Origin of the sequence: Algoriphagus sp. CAU 1675 (assembly GCF_029222925.1) — a bacterium.
Classification (GTDB): domain Bacteria; phylum Bacteroidota; class Bacteroidia; order Cytophagales; family Cyclobacteriaceae; genus Algoriphagus.
In genome coordinates, this window is the sequence record NZ_JARHUI010000001.1 from 775,001 (window position 1) to 793,021 (window position 18,021).

9 protein-coding genes are annotated in these 18,021 nt (G+C 44.4%); 5 read left to right on the forward strand and 4 right to left on the reverse strand.

Annotation, left to right across the window (positions count from 1 at the left end; all coding sequences use genetic code 11):
* Nucleotides 1-71: 71 nt before the first annotated feature.
* The 4 genes from P2G54_RS03380 (at nucleotide 72) to P2G54_RS03395 (ending at nucleotide 7,513) form a co-directional block, all read left to right on the forward strand.
* The gene (locus P2G54_RS03380) at nucleotides 72-1,322 is read left to right on the forward strand and encodes a dipeptidase (RefSeq protein WP_275868185.1); all 1,251 of its coding nucleotides are present in this window, start codon (nucleotides 72-74) and stop codon (nucleotides 1,320-1,322) included.
* 143 nt (nucleotides 1,323-1,465) lie between these two features.
* Nucleotides 1,466-1,591, forward strand: coding sequence for a hypothetical protein (locus P2G54_RS03385; RefSeq protein ID WP_275868187.1), 126 nt, complete (start codon nucleotides 1,466-1,468; stop codon nucleotides 1,589-1,591).
* 3 nt (nucleotides 1,592-1,594) lie between these two features.
* The gene (gene clpB, locus P2G54_RS03390; RefSeq protein WP_275868189.1) at nucleotides 1,595-4,213 is read left to right on the forward strand and encodes an ATP-dependent chaperone ClpB; all 2,619 of its coding nucleotides are present in this window, start codon (nucleotides 1,595-1,597) and stop codon (nucleotides 4,211-4,213) included.
* A gap of 183 nt (nucleotides 4,214-4,396) precedes the next feature.
* Nucleotides 4,397-7,513 carry a glycosyl hydrolase gene (locus P2G54_RS03395; protein WP_275868190.1) on the forward strand — a complete coding sequence of 1,039 codons (3,117 nt, stop codon included), beginning with the start codon at nucleotides 4,397-4,399 and terminating at the stop codon, nucleotides 7,511-7,513.
* Between the two features lie 125 nt (nucleotides 7,514-7,638).
* Here P2G54_RS03395 and P2G54_RS03400 read toward each other — a convergent pair whose 3' ends face one another.
* Both P2G54_RS03400 and P2G54_RS03405 read right to left on the reverse strand, forming a co-directional pair.
* Nucleotides 7,639-9,816: a DUF5916 domain-containing protein gene (locus tag P2G54_RS03400; protein ID WP_275868192.1), complete on the reverse strand. Its 2,178-nt coding sequence runs from the start codon at nucleotides 9,814-9,816 to the stop codon at nucleotides 7,639-7,641.
* 70 nt (nucleotides 9,817-9,886) lie between these two features.
* Nucleotides 9,887-12,280 carry a TonB-dependent receptor gene (locus P2G54_RS03405; RefSeq protein WP_275868194.1) on the reverse strand — a complete coding sequence of 798 codons (2,394 nt, stop codon included), beginning with the start codon at nucleotides 12,278-12,280 and terminating at the stop codon, nucleotides 9,887-9,889.
* Nucleotides 12,281-12,544: 264 nt separating this feature from the next.
* On the opposite strand from P2G54_RS03405, the gene P2G54_RS03410 reads away from it, so the two are divergent.
* On the forward strand, nucleotides 12,545-13,123 hold the full coding sequence (locus P2G54_RS03410) for a DsrE family protein (protein ID WP_275868195.1): 579 nt from the start codon (nucleotides 12,545-12,547) through the stop codon (nucleotides 13,121-13,123).
* Nucleotides 13,124-13,224: 101 nt separating this feature from the next.
* On the opposite strand, the gene P2G54_RS03415 is transcribed toward P2G54_RS03410, so the two are convergent.
* Both P2G54_RS03415 and P2G54_RS03420 read right to left on the reverse strand, forming a co-directional pair.
* Entirely contained in the window at nucleotides 13,225-16,149 is a 2,925-nt protein-coding gene (locus tag P2G54_RS03415) for a prolyl oligopeptidase family serine peptidase (RefSeq protein ID WP_275868197.1), read from the reverse strand.
* A gap of 132 nt (nucleotides 16,150-16,281) precedes the next feature.
* Entirely contained in the window at nucleotides 16,282-17,988 is a 1,707-nt protein-coding gene (locus P2G54_RS03420) for an amidohydrolase (protein WP_275868198.1), read from the reverse strand.
* Between the last annotated feature and the right edge of the window lie 33 nt (nucleotides 17,989-18,021).

An 18,021-nucleotide genomic window follows, 5' to 3' on the forward strand; every position in this document is an offset into this window, starting at 1 on the left:
AGTGGATTTTTAGACATCCAATGTGGAAAAGGGATTATCTTACCTTTTCAAAAAAATAAAAACACCAACCTATGAATAAGTACCTTTCACTGGCTTCATTAGTAGCGCTCCTTTTCAGCTGCCAAGCTCAAGAGCAATCTATAGATTATACAAAAATGACGGATGAAGAGCGCCTGCAGGCAGCTAAGGAAATCGCCCATAATACAATAATGGTGGATGGTCATGTGGATTTACCCTATAGAATGAAGGTGGGGGGATTTACCCTGCAGCGTGAGATTTTGGACGTTTCCGTCCGTACTCCGGACGGTAATTTCGATTATCCAAGATCCAAGGAGGGTGGCTTGGATGCCCCATTTATGTCTATCTATATCCCGGCCGGAAATCAGCAAATCCCAGGAGCTTCCAAAGCCCTTGCAGATTCCCTGATCCTGATGACCGAGCGATTGGCAGCTACTTTTCCAGATAAATTCGCCATGGCCTATAGCCCGGCTGATATTGAGGCCAATTTTGCAAAAGGGCTGATCTCTTTACCAATGGGTATGGAGAATGGAGCTGGCTTGGAAGATGATATCAACAATATTGCCTATTTCCATGAAAGAGGAATCCGCTACATCACGCTAACCCATGGAAAAGCCAACCTGATCGGGGATAGCAGTTATGATACTTTGAGACCTCATGGAGGACTAAGTGAATATGGAGAGCAAGTAGTGAAAGAAATGAACCGGGTTGGGATCATGGTAGACTTGAGTCACGTGTCCGATGATACCTTCAAGGATGCTTTGGCTGTCACCCAAGTACCTGTGATCGCGTCCCATTCTTCTGCCAGGGTTTTTACTCCGGGATTTGAGCGAAATATGAGTGATGAACTGATTAAAGCGATGGCTGAAAATGGAGGTGTGATGATGATCAATTTCGGGGGGTCATTTATAGATTCTGCCTATGCTGCTGGATCTGCAAAAGTCCGTGAGCATATTGTAAACTGGCTTGCTGAAAACGACCTGAGAAGAAGGGATTCTGCTGCACAGGCCTATATTGCAGCGTATTCCGCAGCCAACAATCCGTTTCCTACAGTGCAAAAAGTCGCCGATCATATTGACCATGTTGTCAGTTTGGTAGGGGTTGACCATGTCGGATTTGGTTCTGATTTTGACGGTGTGGGGGATTCTTTGCCTACCGGATTGAAAGATGTTTCCATGTTCCCTAATTTGATTGCTGAGTTGTTGAAGCGGGGGTATTCCAAGGAAGATATCGAAAAGATATGCTACAAAAACGTATTCCGGGTATGGAAGGCAGTGGAGGATTTTGCAGCCTCACATCAATAATTTGAGTCAAATATCAAAGCCTTTTGAGGAGGATTGAATAGTCCTGCTCCCATTTCGGGAGCAGGATTTTTTTTGGCTATTTCTCTGGGTTTTTCTGACAAATTTTCCTGGTTTTGGGCTTGCTGGGTAGTTTTCCAGTCATTATGGCTGAAAAAATGGCTTTGGAAGTGGATTTGATCAATACAGAAAAAGAGAAGGGACTGGTCAAGGATCCGGGAAGAGGAATGCCTTTCCATCCCTTTGAAACTAACCACGAACAAACCAACTAGTACATGGATTTTAAACAATTCACAATCAAATCCCAGGAAGCAATCCAAAAGGCAGCCGAGCTGGCAATGGAGGCGGGACAGCCTGCAATTGAGACAGCTCATTTGTTGAAGGGGATTTTGTCCGAGGATGAAAACGTAACCGAATTTCTTTTCAAGAAACTCGGAACCAGTAAGCAATCGGTTACCCAAAAGTTGGATGCACAGTTGGCTAATTTCCCCAAGGTAAGTGGAGCCAATCAGCAGCCCTATCTTTCAAATTCAGCCAATCAAGCTTTGACCAAAGCCAAGGATTATCTGAAGACTTTTGGGGATGAATATGTGGCAATAGAGCATTTGATGCTGGGTATCCTGGCAGGAAGTGATGCCGCCGCACAAATACTAAAAGATCAGGGCCTGTCAGAAAAGCCATTGATTGAAGCGATTAAAGAACTTAGAAAAGGAAATAAAGTGACTGATCCCAACGCAGAAAGCAAATACAGGGCTTTGGAAAAGTATTCCAAAAACCTAAATGAACTGGCCAAGAAAGGAAAGATTGACCCGGTAATTGGCCGTGATGAAGAAATCAGAAGGGTGCTTCAGATTCTAGCACGTCGTACCAAAAACAACCCAATTCTTCTCGGGGAACCGGGTGTGGGTAAAACGGCGATTGTGGAAGGTTTGGCCCAGAGAATTGTCTCCGGCGATGTACCTGAAAACCTGAAGTCCAAAACCTTGATCTCCTTGGATATGGGCTTGCTTGTGGCAGGGGCAAAATACAAAGGTGAATTTGAGGAAAGACTGAAAGCCGTCATCAAGGAAGTGACCGATTCAGAAGGGGAAATCATCTTGTTCATCGATGAGATCCATACACTGATTGGAGCCGGTGGAGGCGGAGAAGGAGCTATGGACGCTGCCAACCTTTTGAAGCCAGCCTTGGCAAGAGGGGAACTCCATGCAATCGGTGCGACTACGCTCAAGGAATACCAGAAATACATCGAAAAGGATAAAGCTCTGGAAAGAAGATTCCAGGCTGTTATTGTGGACGAACCTGATGCTGCGGATGCCATTTCCATCTTAAGAGGTATCAAGGACAAATACGAATTGCACCATGGAGTTCGGATTAAGGACGATGCGGTCATTGCTGCTGTAGAACTTTCCCAACGCTATATTTCTGATCGTTTCCTTCCTGACAAAGCCATTGACTTAATGGATGAAGCGGCGGCAAAACTGAGAATGGAGATTGATTCTCTTCCTCAGGAACTTGATGAACTCAACCGCCGAATCATGCAATTGGAAATCGAGAGAGAAGCTATTCGAAGAGAGAAAAACAAGGATAAGGAGACTATTCTGAGTAAGGAGATTGCTGAGCTTTCAGAAAAGCGCCAATCCGTGAAAGCCAAATGGGAAAGCGAAAAAGCTGTGATCATGGGCATTCAGAGGGAAAAGGAAAATATCGAGAAATTCAAGTTGGAAGCTGAGCAGGCAGAACGTTCCGGAGACTTTGGAAAAGTAGCCGAGATCCGGTACGGAAAAATCGTGGAAGCTGAGCATAAACTTGATTCCTTTAAAAACCAATTGTCTGAAATGCAGGCTGGGTCGCCTTTGCTAAAAGAGGAAGTGGATCAGGAGGATATCGCTGCGGTAGTTTCTAAATGGACTGGAATCCCTGTTAGCAAAATGGTCCAATCAGAGCGGGAAAAGCTTCTTCATCTCGAAGATGAACTCGGAAAAAGAGTGGCTGGTCAGCAGGAGGCAATTGCTGCTTTGTCAGACGCAGTGCGTAGAAGCCGTGCCGGTCTTCAGGATCCCAAGCGCCCAATCGGTAGCTTCATCTTCATGGGTACTACTGGTGTGGGTAAGACCGAATTAGCAAAAGCACTTGCCGAATACCTCTTCAATGATGAAAACGCCATGGTCCGAATCGACATGTCTGAGTATCAGGAGAGACATGCAGTGAGTCGTTTGGTGGGAGCGCCTCCGGGATACGTGGGATATGATGAAGGTGGACAATTGACAGAGGCGGTGAGAAGAAAGCCTTATTCTGTAGTCCTTTTGGATGAGATAGAAAAAGCCCATCCCGATGTGTTTAATATCCTACTTCAGGTGTTGGATGATGGTAGATTGACCGACAATAAAGGTCGAATCGCCAACTTCAAGAATACAATTATCATCCTGACCACCAATATCGGTTCCCATTTGATTCAGGAGCGATTTGCTGAGATGAATGAATGGAATAAAGACGAGGTTTTGGAAAAGACAAAGGCTGAAGTTTTTGAGCTTTTGAAGAAGTCAGTAAGACCCGAATTCCTTAACCGAATCGACGAAACGATCATGTTTGAACCCCTCAATAAAAAGGTGATTCGTAAGATCGTGGATATCCAATGGAAGGAAATCCAGAAGAGAATGGCCGAGGCTCATATTGAAATTGAGGCAACACCTGAGGTTCTGGATCATCTGGGAGAGGTTGGTTTTGATCCAAACTTCGGAGCTAGACCCCTGAAGCGAACCATGCAGAGATTGATTCTGAATGAACTTTCCAAACAGATTTTGGCAGGATATATCAAGAGTGATTCTGCAGTTCTGGTTGATTTGGATGCAGACAAGCAGGTTTACTTCAAAAATGTGGATTTGGTGGATGTGTAATTCCGCTAAGGAATTCTGTCCCTGACAATCGGCTTTAATAGCTTTAGACCCTTGGGAGATCGGAGTACTACCGATTGTCCCAAGGGCTTTTTTTTGTTCAGATGCTTTACCAAATTGGTAGAATTCATTTAGCTTTTTCAGCCAAGCTTAGCTAAATTCCAATTCAACCATCAACCCTTAATTATGAAACGTTTTTATCCATTGCTCTGGGCACTTTTCCTCTTTGGGATAGTTTTTACCCCGGCTCATGCGCAAAAAAACAAAAAAGCTTCAGCAGTCAGTCCAGAGCCTGTTTATGATCCCTCGCTTTACAATGCCATGGAATTCCGATTGGTGGGGCCTTTCAGAGGAGGAAGGGCCACAGCAGTGGCTGGTGTGGTACAAGAGCCACTCACGTTTTATATGGGGGCTACCGGCGGGGTTTGGAAGACGACTGATGCAGGCGAAAGCTGGTTCAATGTATCGGATGGGTTTTTCGGTACCGCTTCAGTAGGTGCTATAGCAGTATCCGAGTCTGACCCCAATGTGGTGTATGTTGGGATGGGGGAAGCTCCCGTAAGAGGAGTGATGACTTCCCATGGAGACGGGGTGTATAAATCCACGGATGCAGGGAAAACCTGGAAGAAAATAGGATTCTCTGAAATCCGACAAATTTCAAAAATAGTAGTGCATCCAACGAATCCCGATATTCTATTGGTTGGGGGACAGGGAAGCCCTTATGGAGCTACAGATGCCCGCGGAATTTATCGCTCTGAGGATGGTGGAGCCACTTGGGACAAAGTCCATTATGTGGATGAAAACTCTGGTGTTTCTGATCTGAGTATGGATATGAAAAATCCACGGATGATTTACGCGGCCTACTGGGATCATCGCAGATTTCCTTGGAAGGTACAGAGTGGAGGTCCCGGTTCAGGGATCTACAAGTCTTCGGATATGGGTAAAACTTGGGAAAAGCTTTTCGAAGGTCTTCCAAAAGGAATAATGGGAAAGATTGGTATTTCAGTTTCCAGAGCTAATTCCAATACAGTTTGGGCTATAATTGAAGCTGAAGACGGAGGCCTTTATCGTTCAGATGATGCTGGGAAAAGCTGGAAATTGATTAACGGAGACCGCTTGCTTCGTGCACGATCTTGGTATTACATGCATATTTTGGCACATCCTACAGAGCCGGAAACAGTGTACATTATGAATGCTCCTTTGGTGGAATCTAAAGATGGAGGAAAAACATTCGTCAATCTTCGCACAAGACATGGAGACAACCATCAGCTTTGGATCAATCCAACACATCCTCAATACATGGTGAATGCCAACGATGGGGGAGGAAATGTTTCCATTGATGGTGGAAAAACCTGGTCCCGTCAAGACAATCAGCCAACAGCACAGTTTTACCGGGTGAATGTGGATAAGCAGTTTCCTTATCGAATTTATGGAGGACAGCAGGATAATTCCACTGTTTCCATCGCATCCCGTGCCAATGGAGCGGGGATTGGCTGGGATGAGTTTTATCCAGTTGGTGGAGGTGAATCAGCCTATTCCGCATTTGATCCAGAAAACCCCATTTATATTTACTCGGGTTCTTATCAGGGAATCATCACGGAGTGGAACAGCCATACTAAGCTGGAAAAAGATGTGATGGCTTATCCTTATCTGGGTTTGGCCTCCAATCCCCGTGAGGTCAAATACCGATTCAATTGGAATGCTCCTATCATTGCTTCCAAGCATGATCCAAGTGTGATTTACCATGCGGGAAATGTGATCCTTAAAACCAGAAATCGTGGCTTGAGCTGGGAGGAGATTTCTCCTGACCTGACTAAAAATGACACGACTCATATAATCCCTGGCGGTGGTCCGATCACCAATGAAGGTGCAGGGGGAGAAGTGTACCATACCATCATGTATCTGGCAGAATCTCCACATACTCCAGATGTATTATACGCTGGAGCAGATGATGGCATGCTCCATGTCACAAGAGATGGAGGGAAAAGCTGGACAGATATCACGATCCCAAATACTCCGGATGGCATGGTCAATCAGATTGAGGTTTCCCCTCATGACCCTGCCACAGTCTATGTAGCATTCAATGGATATAAATTCAATGATTTTACCCCTCACGTTTTCAAGTCTACCAATTATGGAAATACTTGGACTAGGTTGGTAGACGGAATAGGGAAAGAAGCCCATGTCAGGGTCGTGCGGGAAGACCCAAATCAAAAGGATCTATTATATGCAGGCACCGAAACAGGATTGTATGTATCCTTTAATGGCGGTCAGTCTTGGGAAAAATTCCAGTTGAACCTTCCTGTTGTCCCCATCAACGATCTGATGATCCAAGACAATGACATGATCATTGCCACCTCAGGAAGATCTTTTTGGGTCATGGACGATTTGAATCCCTTGTACGAATTGAAAGAGGCTGCAAATAAAGATTTTTACGTTTATCAGCCTGAGGACGCTATTCGTGATTTAGCTGCAAGAGGAAATAATAATCAAATAGGCCAGAATCCTTATCCCGGTTTTTCGGTGATGTATTATTTGAAAGACAATGTAGCTTCAGTAGTGCTTGAAGCGGAATTCAGGGATTTGGATGGGAATGTACTGAGGAAGTTTACTACAGATTCCAAAGCCAAGACTGGCAAAATCAAGAAAAAATCAGGCATGAATCGCTTGAATTGGGATTTGACATTGGATGCATTTGAGAGCGTGGAGGGAGTGTTCTCCGGTATTGGTTCCTCAGCTCAAAGAATAATCCCCGGAAAATACCAAGTAGCGCTGAAGTACGGTGATCAGGAGATCATCAAGGATTTGGTGGTAAAGGCTGATCCAAGATGGACAGCTACTGCTGCGGATTACAAACTCCAAGATGAAACTTTATCGTCCTTGCGTGAGGCTATTGTTGATACCCGTGAAATGGCTGAAAATCTCCGAAGCCTTCGAGGCCAAATCAAGGATCTTCAAGATCGGGTAGAAAAGGAGAAATATGCGGATTGGCATAAACAGGCGGAAGCTGTTGTCAAACAGATTGATGCTGCCGAAGCTGAGTTGATCCAAACTAAGCAGAAAACCTTTCAGGACGTGATCAACTTCCAGAATAAGTTGGATGCTGATCTTTTGCATATCTACGGAACCATAAATGAAGGAGAGCCTCCTGTTACCGAAGGACAAAAGCAGCGTGCCATGGATCTTCTCGAAAAATATCAGGATGTCAAAGCTCAGGTTAAAGGAGCTATAGATGGTGTGAAAGCCCTCGAAAAATCCATCATAGACCAAAAAATCCCGTTTTTGAATCCAAAGAACAAGTAAGGATCAATCCAGCCCCGTCCCAAAAGGATGGGGCTTTTTTGCCTAAAATAATGAAATAGGGGGATCAGGTGTAAAGCCAAAAAAAGAGGCTGTCTTTTAAAGGCAGCCTCTTTTCGTTGATCATTTTAAAGATTCCACCAATAGGTGAATTTGAGAACCACTGATCTGTTTTTCGTGTAGAAGGGAGCGGGAAGGTAATTGTCTGTGTAAACGATGAACAAATCCGATGCTGGCTTGAATCTCCACTGGAACCGGGTGTTTAGATTGATGTTTTCAATCTGCTCATTGTACTGAACAAAGGCAGTGAAAAATAAAGTATTGGTCATGGTGACATCCACTCTCGGGCCAACCAACCAGAAGTTGGTATTCCCCCAAGGTTCTGGCAGGTTGATTTGGTTGAAATTGGTGTTGAGTGCAATACTGACATAGGGCTGGATTCTATATCCTAAATCCGTGGTAAAATTGTATCTGCTTCCATTGGCGAAATATCCACCCATTCGGGTAGAAAACCCATAAGTGAATACGCTTTGTGGTTTTGAGGTGTACTCGGTTCCCCATGCTTTCCATTTATGCTCGGTTCCCGGTTCAAGGGTCAACTTACTAAAGTTGGTGGGGTCAAATGGTCTCTGGAGTTTAATGAAATCATTGGCTACCCAAAGCATAAATGTACTTTGGCTTCTCCACTTTACATTATAAGCGATGAAGTTTGTATTGTCGGTCTTTTCACCCTTTTTGTTGAAAAAGAAAGTATTGCCAATATCAGGTCCATGACTCAGGATTTTCTCACTGACCGGAAACCAACGATAACCAACGGTTGGATTGATTTTAGTGTATCCTCTTCTAGGAACATAGCCCACCTCAGCGGTATAATCTTCGGAAACCAATTCATGTTGCCAGTTCCAGGTCAGATTTCCAGAGGCGTATTTTAGATTGGCAGCATGAACGAAACCGTTTCCTAAATTATCAGGACCAAAACTTTGCAGGATCATTGCTTTTCCTGTCCATAAATTATTTGAAGAGGCGAGGTTGTATTCAAGACCTGCATTTCTGTTAAACTGGGAATAAACCTGGCTATCCGAGTTGGGATCAGGGTTATAGTTGAGGGATTGCTTGTTAATGAAGATCCCTGTGATATTACTTCTTGCACCAACTTGTCGTTGCAGGGCCATGACAGTGAAGTTCTGGGAAGGAAGGTTTTCTTCACTGACTTCCCCGGTTTGCATGTTCATAGCGCCGATTCTCCAGTCTTTATTGATCTTGCCACTCAACCTGGCACCAAACTGAATGGGTGCATTGAGCCCTATCCTTCTCGAGAAGAAAGGGCGTATAGTAGCGTAGCCGAAATTGGCGAATAGGTCTCCGTTTTCCAGAAAAAACTGCCGTCTTTCCGGGAAGAATAATTCGAATCTGTCCAAGTTGGTCACCTGGCGGTCTACCTCAACTTGAGAAAAGTCTGGGTTGACCGTTAAGTCCAAATTCAGGGAAGAGGTCAGGCCGATTTTGGCATCCATACCGATTTCCCTCCGGTATACATTTTTCCCCTTTGAGTCATAGTCTTTGGCCAAGCCGGTAAGGGCGTAGGGGATTACAGATACATTGGCTCCAGTTTGTGGAGGAGGATTGTCCCAAACCAGGATTCCTGTATAGGCAAGTGACGCAGAAGGGAATTGTCGTGGAACGGGTGCCCATCCTGATTTTTCAGTGGTTTTAAGATCAAGTCTTGAAAAGTTGATCCCCCATTCTGTGATTCCTTTTTTGTATCGAATGGATTTGAATGGGATGGCAGCCTCAAAAACCCACTTGTCTTCATAGTTTTTGACTTTGGAGGTCCATTTGTTGTCCCAGCTCAGGTCCACACTTCCTCCGTTGTACATGATTCCATCCCATTGGGCTCCGGCAGCATTTGCCCCAAATGAAAAACCATTGGTTTGGTCATCAAAAGGATCCATAAACAAGAGAAAGTTGTCATTTTTTCCAAAGGAAAAATCTCTTCTGAGGGACTCCACCATATAAGGCCCTTCTACTGCATGGTGGTTGACAACAATGAGGTAGAGGTTTTGATCATCATAGGTCATTCTTACGTCCGTTTTTACCTGGGCAAAAGAAGTGTCCATTGGAGTGATCATAAAAAAGTCAGTGGCAACTTCTGCCTCTTCCCAGGCTTTTTCATTGAGGATTCCGTCAATGATCACCTCGGAGCTCGCCTTTTGAATATGAAGGCGGTAAGAATCGTTGATTTTTTGAGGGAAGGCTGCAAAGCCCAGCCCTATGCTGAATAAAATGGTAAGTAAGGAGGTACGCATGATTGGGTGAATGACTTTGAGATTAGCCCTTCCAAGAGGTCCTGATTTCAAAGTATGATTAGCTATTGAGTTACTGTTTGATTCTGTAGGAGAATGTCAGGTTGATTTGTCTTCGGACAAATTGAGAACTTCCTTCCGTAAAGAAGTTTTCTCCTTCAATGATGTATCGGTTTTTTCTTGAATTGAGAATGTCATTTGCGGTTAGGGTCAGTCTGCCTCTTTCCTCTAAGATTTGCTTGCTTGCCGATAGGTCCATGAAGAAAATACCTTTCCGGATGCCTTGGGCTGTTTTTTGGCGGGCATCGAAATTTCCCCTCAATTGAAGGTCCCAACCATTGTCAAGTGTGAATCGGGAGGTTTGTCTCATCAACCAGGAAGTAGTTTTTGCCTGGAACTCTGCTTCGATATTGCTTCCGTCAATATTGGCGTGGAAGAAATTTAGGTTCAGATCCAGTTTCCACCAGGGTTTTGGTCGATAATCCGCACTGAATTCCAAGCCATAAGACTGCTCTCCGGTTAGATTGAAAGGAAGGGTTTCCGAAAATCCATCCTCATTTACAATTCTGATCCGTTCGATTTTATCGGTTGTATTTCGGTAATAGGCGGTAGAAAAGAGTGTTCCCTTTTCGAAATACTTGATGTGGCCAAGCTCAAAAGCATCGGTGAATTCCGGATTCAGGTCAGGATTCCCACTGAAGAAATTCCGCTGGTCCGAGAAGGTCACATAAGGGCTTAGGTCGTTGTATACCGGTCTCCGTACCCTTCTGCTGTAACTAAGCTGAAAAGCGTTTTCTTGGGTGATATTGTAAGTCACGTGGGCGCTTGGGAATAGATTGGTGTATTTTCTGGGATTCCGTTCATTGGTTTCAGCCAGAATGGTTTCCACATCAGTGTGCTCAGCTCTTAACCCTCCTTGGTAACTCCAGTTTCCGGTTTTATTACCCAAAATCCCGTAAGCGGCCAGAATATTTTCATTGTACAGGAAAATATTGTCCAGTCCTGGCAGTGGTAGGAAATTTCCGCTTTCATCCTTTTCCTTAACAATAAAATCGTTCTTCATTTCTCGGAAACTGGTACGGAGACCGGTTTCAAATTTCCCTTCTTTAGAAATGGGTTTTACATAATCCAACTGCAGAAGGTATTGGTTTTCGTATTCGTCATTGAGAGAGGTCTGAACTAGATCCTCGCTGGGGATTTCCTGACCGGATGGTGTAAAGGAATATTCAGTAAATAGCTGATCTGAATTTTCCCAATAATTCAAATAGGTGAAGGCAGCTGTCAGCTCGTGGCCTTTCTGCTCAAAATTCCGCTTGTAACTCACAACCACCTCAGAGTTGGGTTCCTGTTCGGTCTCATCCTGCTTTCTCAAACTATACCCCAAATAATTGTCTAAGGTATTGAGATAATCTTCATAGCGGATATTCGTAATCCGGTGGGCATCACTTCTTCTCCAGAGATAGGAAAGCGTCAAAATGCTTTGCTCATTGAAATAATAATCCAATCCCCCCCGAATGTTGTTATTGTAGCCTCTTACTTTTCCGGAGTTGTTTTGGCTTAGAATGTAGGTATTCCCATTCTCATAAACTTCCTGATAAAGTTCGCTGATATAAGGTTGATGTCTTCTGGCAAATCCGTAATTGATAAACCAATTGATGCGCTTGTGGCGATAGTTGAGATTAGTGGAAAAACCAAGATTCAGGGGAGTTCCCCCAATTACCTCAAAAGATCCGTTGAATCCCTGTTTGTTGTCTTTCTTAAGGATAATGTTGATTACTCCAGCGATACCTTCGGCCTCATACCGGGCAGAGGGATTGGTGATCACTTCCACTCTTTCCACCATGTTGGCCTGAAGCTGTCTTAGTCCTGAACTGCCTTTGAAACTAACCAGTCCAGAAGGTTTTCCATCAATGAGAATACGGACATTGGATGAGCCCCTCAATCTAACATTGCCTTCTGGGTCTACCGCCACGGAAGGAAGATTCATCAAAATATCGGAAGCGGTCCCCCCGGCGTTTGCAAGATCTTTTCCTACATTGAAAATTCGCTTGTCAAGAGCAAGTTCCATCAGGGTTTTTTCTCCCTGAACCGTCACCTCTTCCAGGTCAGAAGCAGTTGCAGAAAGGGAAATATCGCCCAAGTCAAAATTTGGGTTCTCTCGATTGATGGTAAAAAAATCGCTCTTAAATGCTTCAAATCCCATGAATTCGACTAGTGCATAATATCTTCCAAAAGGGAGATCAACAGTGAACTTTCCATTGTCTTCTGAAATCCCTCCTCCGACTAAGTTGTCACCTTCTCCATAAACTGCGATGGATGCAAAGGGCAGGGCTTCCTTACTGCCGGCATCAATGACCTTCCCTCTTAATTTCCCGGGTTGGTTTTGTGCCAGGGACGGGAAAACAAAAGCAAAGACGGATACCTGCAGAAAGCAGATACAGAGATAAGTGGAGATTCTGGGTTTCATAGGTTTGATAGTAAGAGGAAAACTCCAAGGAGATAATCGAGGAATTCCAGAAAAACAAAAATATCAATTATGTTTCTCTTAATTAAGTAATTTTTTTACAAATGGTGTCAATTCTTTTCGAAATCAGCTAGTTAGGGAGAAAGATAGTCGAGATTTCATTCAGTAGAGTTGAAATTACGTTAGCGGAAAGATTAATCATCAATTCCAGTTACTGAAATTCCAAAGAAGGGAAGTAAATTATAAATCTTTTAAAACCAGATGTATATGAAACTGCCAATTACTCTTGTTCTATTGATGTTCACTTTAGGATTAGTGAAAGCACAAAATGGGCTCCCTCCGTATTTGGAGGGGAAAGTGAGCTACCCTGTTTTTGATTTTGCTCCCTTTGCCGGAGTGATAGAAGTGGAGGATCCTGAGTTGACTTACAATCCTGAATTGGATTACAAGGTGATTTTGGATATCTATGGGAGAGTGAGGGACTCCTCTATGGTTTTTCCAAGCTTTGTGGATTTAGCCAGGACTTACAACCTACATGTTGCAAATGGGGTGCCTAAGGAAAAATTACACATGGTGGCAGTAGTCCATGGGGGAAGTGTGATAGCCATTTTGAATGATGAGGAGTATGAAAGAAAATATGGGATTCCCAACCCGAACAAGGAAGCTATAAGACAAATGGCTGAAGCGGGGATAAGGTTCTATGTGTGTGGGCAGAATATGGGAATGTTCCAATTTCGAAAGGATCAGATTCTCCCTCAGGTAAAGGTCGCTATTTCTGCCAAAACCACTTTTGTTACCTTTGGCCAACTAGGCTATACCTATTTGGATATTGGAATGGATAACTGAGTTATTTAGAGATTCAATTTTGAGTACTTCAGTAGGAAGAAAAAAAAATCCCCTGATGCGAATCAGGGGATTTTTGGTTTAATAGCTATTGATAGGGATTTTCAAAAAGCTCTTTTTTCCAAGTGCTCATCCAAATCCAGTCGGTTGATTCCTTTTTTCATCCAATCCGGTGCGGTTTCGCCCTTGAGGTGGTGATTGAAGAATTCCATCATTCGGACGCTGTAGTCCTTTCGGTTTTCCAACTTGCCCAAGACATGGTTTTCGCCTTTGTATTGTACCAGGATAACTGGTTTTTTCAGCCTTCTCAATGCTGAGTAGTATTCTATCCCTTGAGTAAAGTCCACTGCTCCATCCTTGTCATTGTGTAGCATCAAAAGAGGGGTTTTGACGTTTTTCACATGGTAAACAGGGCTGTTGCGTTCATAGGAGTCCCAGTTTTCCCAAGGTCCTCCTCTGAATCTGCCTTGAGAAGCCTCGAAAATAGACATGTTTCCACTTCCCGTATTCCAATAAATCAAATCGTACATGGAAATCATATTCGTCAGAGGGGCTCCTGCAGCAGCAGCTTTGAACATGTCCGTCTGTGTGATCAGGAATGAAGTCTGGTACCCGCCCCAGGAATGTCCGTGGATTCCGATATTGTTTTCATCAATTACCCCAGTTTTGATTGCTTCTTTGACAGCCGGGATTACACACCAAACCGCAGACATGCCAGGGTCATCGAGTTTATAAACAATGTCCGGGATAAATACGGCAAAACCGTTAGAAGTATAAATGTTCGGGTTCCATCCTGTTCCGCTATAGCCTGGATTGGTCCAGTTGTGACGGGTCTGGGATAGTTTTTCGTAGTAATACACCACAGTTGGGTATTTCTGTCCTTCAACATAGCCTGCCGGTAGGAAAATGGTTCCTTGTAATTTGTCTCCTTTGTCAGATACATAATCGACTAAGCGTGTGCCTGCGGACCACTGGTATTTGGAAGCATCTGGGGCATTGCCTGTAACCTGGGTTGGATTAGCCAATGAAGCATCGGTCAGGTAGACCTGAGTAGGTTCATTAAATTTTTCTTTGTAGAAATAATAACGGTCCGAATTCTTTGCTTTGGAAAGGGTGCCGAAGTTGGCATCATCCCAAACAAGTGATTTGGCACCCACAGTCAAGCCTCCTTTTTTGGCAGGGCTTAACAGCGCAATCCCACTCTTTTTGGTCCATTCTCCATACATACGGATGTAGGTGGGTTTGCTCAGATCAATTCCTTTTTCCTCTGGATCCAAATTGAATCGGTACTGATAGCGGATCTGGTCATTACGTCCGTTCACCGTCAGGTTTTTAGCCTGCTCTTTGGTGGATAGGGGAACCTGCCAAATATCCCATCCATCCCGCAGCAAGACGTACTTGCTATCGCTGCTCCATCCCAGAGGATTCTGAAGCGGTTTTTCAACGTTGTGATCATCTTCCGTGTTTACAAAGGTAACAGGCAGATTTTCGGTGATGTTGGTACTGGTTCCGGAAGCAATGTCATAAATGAAGAAGTGTCCATCCATTCCGTACAGGAGTTTGGTTCCGTCCGGAGATTCCCTAGGGAAAGAAGCAAAGGAAGGTTGGTAAAACTTCGTGAATAGAGGCTTGCGAACTCCTGTACTGAGATCTACCAAATAATAATCCCTGTAGTTCTGTCCGTTCAAATTCATGTCCAACTCATAAGGAGTAATGTCAGACCCCAAGGCATATTTTTGCTTTTCTAGGATGTTCAGATCCTTCATGGTGCTATCCTGAAGCTGAATATGCTTGCCTGATGCTACATCATACATGGACCAGAAGCTGTAATTCTTGTCCATGTTTTCCATGACTTGCTGACGGGATTGGAGTCGGCTGTCATTCCAGTGCCAAATGGTCATGTCTGGCTTATCGGCCTCGTTTTTCTTTAGACCTTGAGTTTTTCCTGAATCCAATTTTGCAATGGCTTTTTGCAAATCCGAAATGCTCTTTATGGTGGTGTCCGCCATGATTTTCTTCATGGCTGCTGATTCAGCTGCAGCGACGGAGTCCTTATCCACCTCTTTTTTGGGTTCCTCTTTCTTTTCTAATTCAAGTGGATGAATTCCGTAGAAAAGTCGGGTTAAATCCTCCGACCACATAGGACGGCGGTTTTGGGAGATGGTATAGCCTTTGGCAAAATTCAGGGAATCCTTGGATGGGTCATAGATGCTGACCTGCGGAGCATTTAAGTTCTTAACTCCGATCACCTGTCCTTGGTCCTGCTTGTATTTTTTGTCCTTGACCATTTTCAAGGCAGCAAATCCATCCCCTTTTTCCGTCCAGTTGAGTGAACGGTAAGTAGCTTTGTCCGAATCCAAGACCTGTATGCTGTTGGTGCTTAGGTTCAAAAGGTATAAGCCATTGCCGGATTGGTTGGCTGCATCCACGCTATAGGCTAGGTGTGAACCCGCTTTGTTGAAAGCAAAGTCAGACACATTGCCCAGGTTTTGGGTCTTTTCTGTTGCCAGATGGTAAATCAACAGATCGGATCCTTTGCCATCTCCATTGCCTTCTTTAGGAAGGTTGATTGCCAGATGGCTGGAAGCTTTTCCGTTGAATGCATAGCTGCTCGCATTTTCAAAGGTCTTGCTGTCCTCCGAGCCAAGCTTGATCAAGGTGACTTTGTTGCGAAGGGGTTTTCCTTTACTTTTTTCATTCGCTTTTTTCTCCTTGAAGGTAGGGTATTCGGTATAGGCAAACCATTTTCCGTCTTCGCTAAACTCCATGGAAGGGGAGTTGGTAGAACCGATTTTAAACGTCTTTTTGCTGGACTCATCCCCGACTTTTTGAAGGATGATCTCGCCGTCCCCTTCCAGGGCAATCAGGCCATAAGCCATCCATTGTCCATCCGGTGAAAGCCGGAATGCGGAACCGGGCATATATTTCCAGCTAGGGATGTCTTTCCAGGACATGGGTTGCTGTTCCTGGGCTAGGGCAAATGTGGCTGTCAGGCAAAACAACCAGATCCAAAGTGAAAGTTTTCTCATGTGTTAAAAGTTTATTAGACAGGGAAAATAGGAGTTTTTTCACTAATGAAAATTGAAAACTTGAATGAACGGCAAAAAAAAGACCTGCCAGATTTTTAATTACTGACAGGTCTTTTTATTTAAATTTTCTGCTTACTGTTTATTGTAAACTACTTTACCTCCTACTACAGTCATTTCTACCTTGGTTTCCAAAATCTCGTCTTCTGGAATTTCCATGATATTTTTGTCGAAAACGGTGAAATCAGCTGCTTTCCCTACCTCAATGGATCCTTTGAAGTTTTCTTCAAATTCGGCAAAGGATCCGTCCAATGTATAGGACTTCAAAGCCTGCTCCCGGGTCATTTTTTGGTCCCCCTCGTAGCCTCCCTCAGGAAGTCCCTGGAGGGTTTTTCGGGTCACAGAAGCATAGAAAGAAGGAATAGGATCTACCGGTTCCACAGGAGCATCGGTTCCATTGGCGATGCGGGCGCCCGTCTGGAAAAGCTTCTGCCAAACATAGGCTCCATCGATGATTCGCTTTTCACCCAATCGGTCTATTGCCCAAGGGCGGTCTGAACTCAAATGAATAGCCTGCATGGCTGCAATTACACCCAGTTCACCGAATCTTGGAATATCATCCGGATGAAGGTGCTGGGCATGCTCGATGCGGAAACGGTGGTCTTTGGTATCAGGAAATTTGGCGAAAGCTGCTTCATAACGATCCAAAATCTCCTGATTGGCACGGTCACCAATGGCGTGGGAGTTTACCTGGAATCCCAAAGGAAGGGCTTTTTCAGAAACTTCGGTTACCACTGACATAGGCAAAGTTTCATGACCTCTATGACCTGGTTTGTCTGAATAATCCTCCAGCAACCAAGCTCCCCAAGGTCCTAAGGCTCCGTCACAGTTTAGCTTGATGGAGCGGACCGTGACAAAATGATCCGAATCGATCATTGGTCCTTTTTGATACCATTGCTCCAGTAATTCCGGCTGTCGCCCGGTCAACATGATGTACATTCTGGCGGTAAGCTTGCCTTCGGCTTTGAATTTTTGAACCAAGTCGATTACGTCCTGACCGGATCCTGCATCGTGGAAAGAAGTAATTCCTTTTTCAGCCAACTCTTTTAAGGCCAAAGTCAGGGCTTCTTCCGCTCTTTCTGGGGTTTCTCTTGGGATCAATCGACTGACCAATCCGGAAGCTCTTTCTACCAAAACTCCAGTTGGATTTCCAAGTTCATCGCGCAGCACTTCTCCACCTTCTACTTCCTGGGTGGGATTTTCGCTCCGCAAAGAGGTGATTCCTGCCAGCTCCATGGCTTTTTTATTCACAAAAGAAGCATGTCCGGATGCATGGGCCAGGTAAACCGGATTGTCAGGAGTGACAGCGCTTAGTGCATCATGGGTCTGGAAGCCTTTGACGGTTTTGTCCGGCATTTGGAGCCATTTGTCCTGGTGCCAACCTCTACCGGTGATCCATTCGCCTGGCTCTGCTTTTGATGCAGCTTCCGCTACTTTTTCTACCAGTTCGTCGTAGGTTTTGACGTACATCAGGTCGATCTCCAGCTTATTGTAGCCTATACCCATCAAGTGGGCATGAGACTCAATAAAACCCGGAGTCATGGTCTTACCTTCTAGGTCAATTACCTCGGTCTGGTCACCTATGTACTGCTTTATGTTTTCCGAACTTCCTGCATCGAGGATCATTCCGTCTTTGACTGCTACTGCTTCTACTTTGGGATTGGATTCATCTACTGTATAGATAATCCCATTGATGAAAACAGAGTCAGCCGGATTTTCAGGTTGAGAGGAACAGGAGAATAGAAATATCCCCAGGATTCCAAGTAAATAAATATGCTTCATGGATTTATGATTCTGGTACGAAAGCTAGGAATT

What these genes read in the sequence shown, in the direction of transcription:
- P2G54_RS03380 (WP_275868185.1), top strand. Translation starts at nt 72, where the DNA reads ATGAATAAGTACCTTTCACTGGCTTCATTAGTAGCGCTCCTTTTCAGC.
- P2G54_RS03385 (WP_275868187.1), top strand. Translation starts at nt 1,466, where the DNA reads ATGGCTGAAAAAATGGCTTTGGAAGTGGATTTGATCAATACAGAAAAA.
- clpB (WP_275868189.1), top strand. Translation starts at nt 1,595, where the DNA reads ATGGATTTTAAACAATTCACAATCAAATCCCAGGAAGCAATCCAAAAG.
- P2G54_RS03395 (WP_275868190.1), top strand. Translation starts at nt 4,397, where the DNA reads ATGAAACGTTTTTATCCATTGCTCTGGGCACTTTTCCTCTTTGGGATA.
- P2G54_RS03400 (WP_275868192.1), bottom strand. Translation starts at nt 9,816, where the DNA reads ATGCGTACCTCCTTACTTACCATTTTATTCAGCATAGGGCTGGGCTTT.
- P2G54_RS03405 (WP_275868194.1), bottom strand. Translation starts at nt 12,280, where the DNA reads ATGAAACCCAGAATCTCCACTTATCTCTGTATCTGCTTTCTGCAGGTA.
- P2G54_RS03410 (WP_275868195.1), top strand. Translation starts at nt 12,545, where the DNA reads ATGAAACTGCCAATTACTCTTGTTCTATTGATGTTCACTTTAGGATTA.
- P2G54_RS03415 (WP_275868197.1), bottom strand. Translation starts at nt 16,149, where the DNA reads ATGAGAAAACTTTCACTTTGGATCTGGTTGTTTTGCCTGACAGCCACA.
- P2G54_RS03420 (WP_275868198.1), bottom strand. Translation starts at nt 17,988, where the DNA reads ATGAAGCATATTTATTTACTTGGAATCCTGGGGATATTTCTATTCTCC.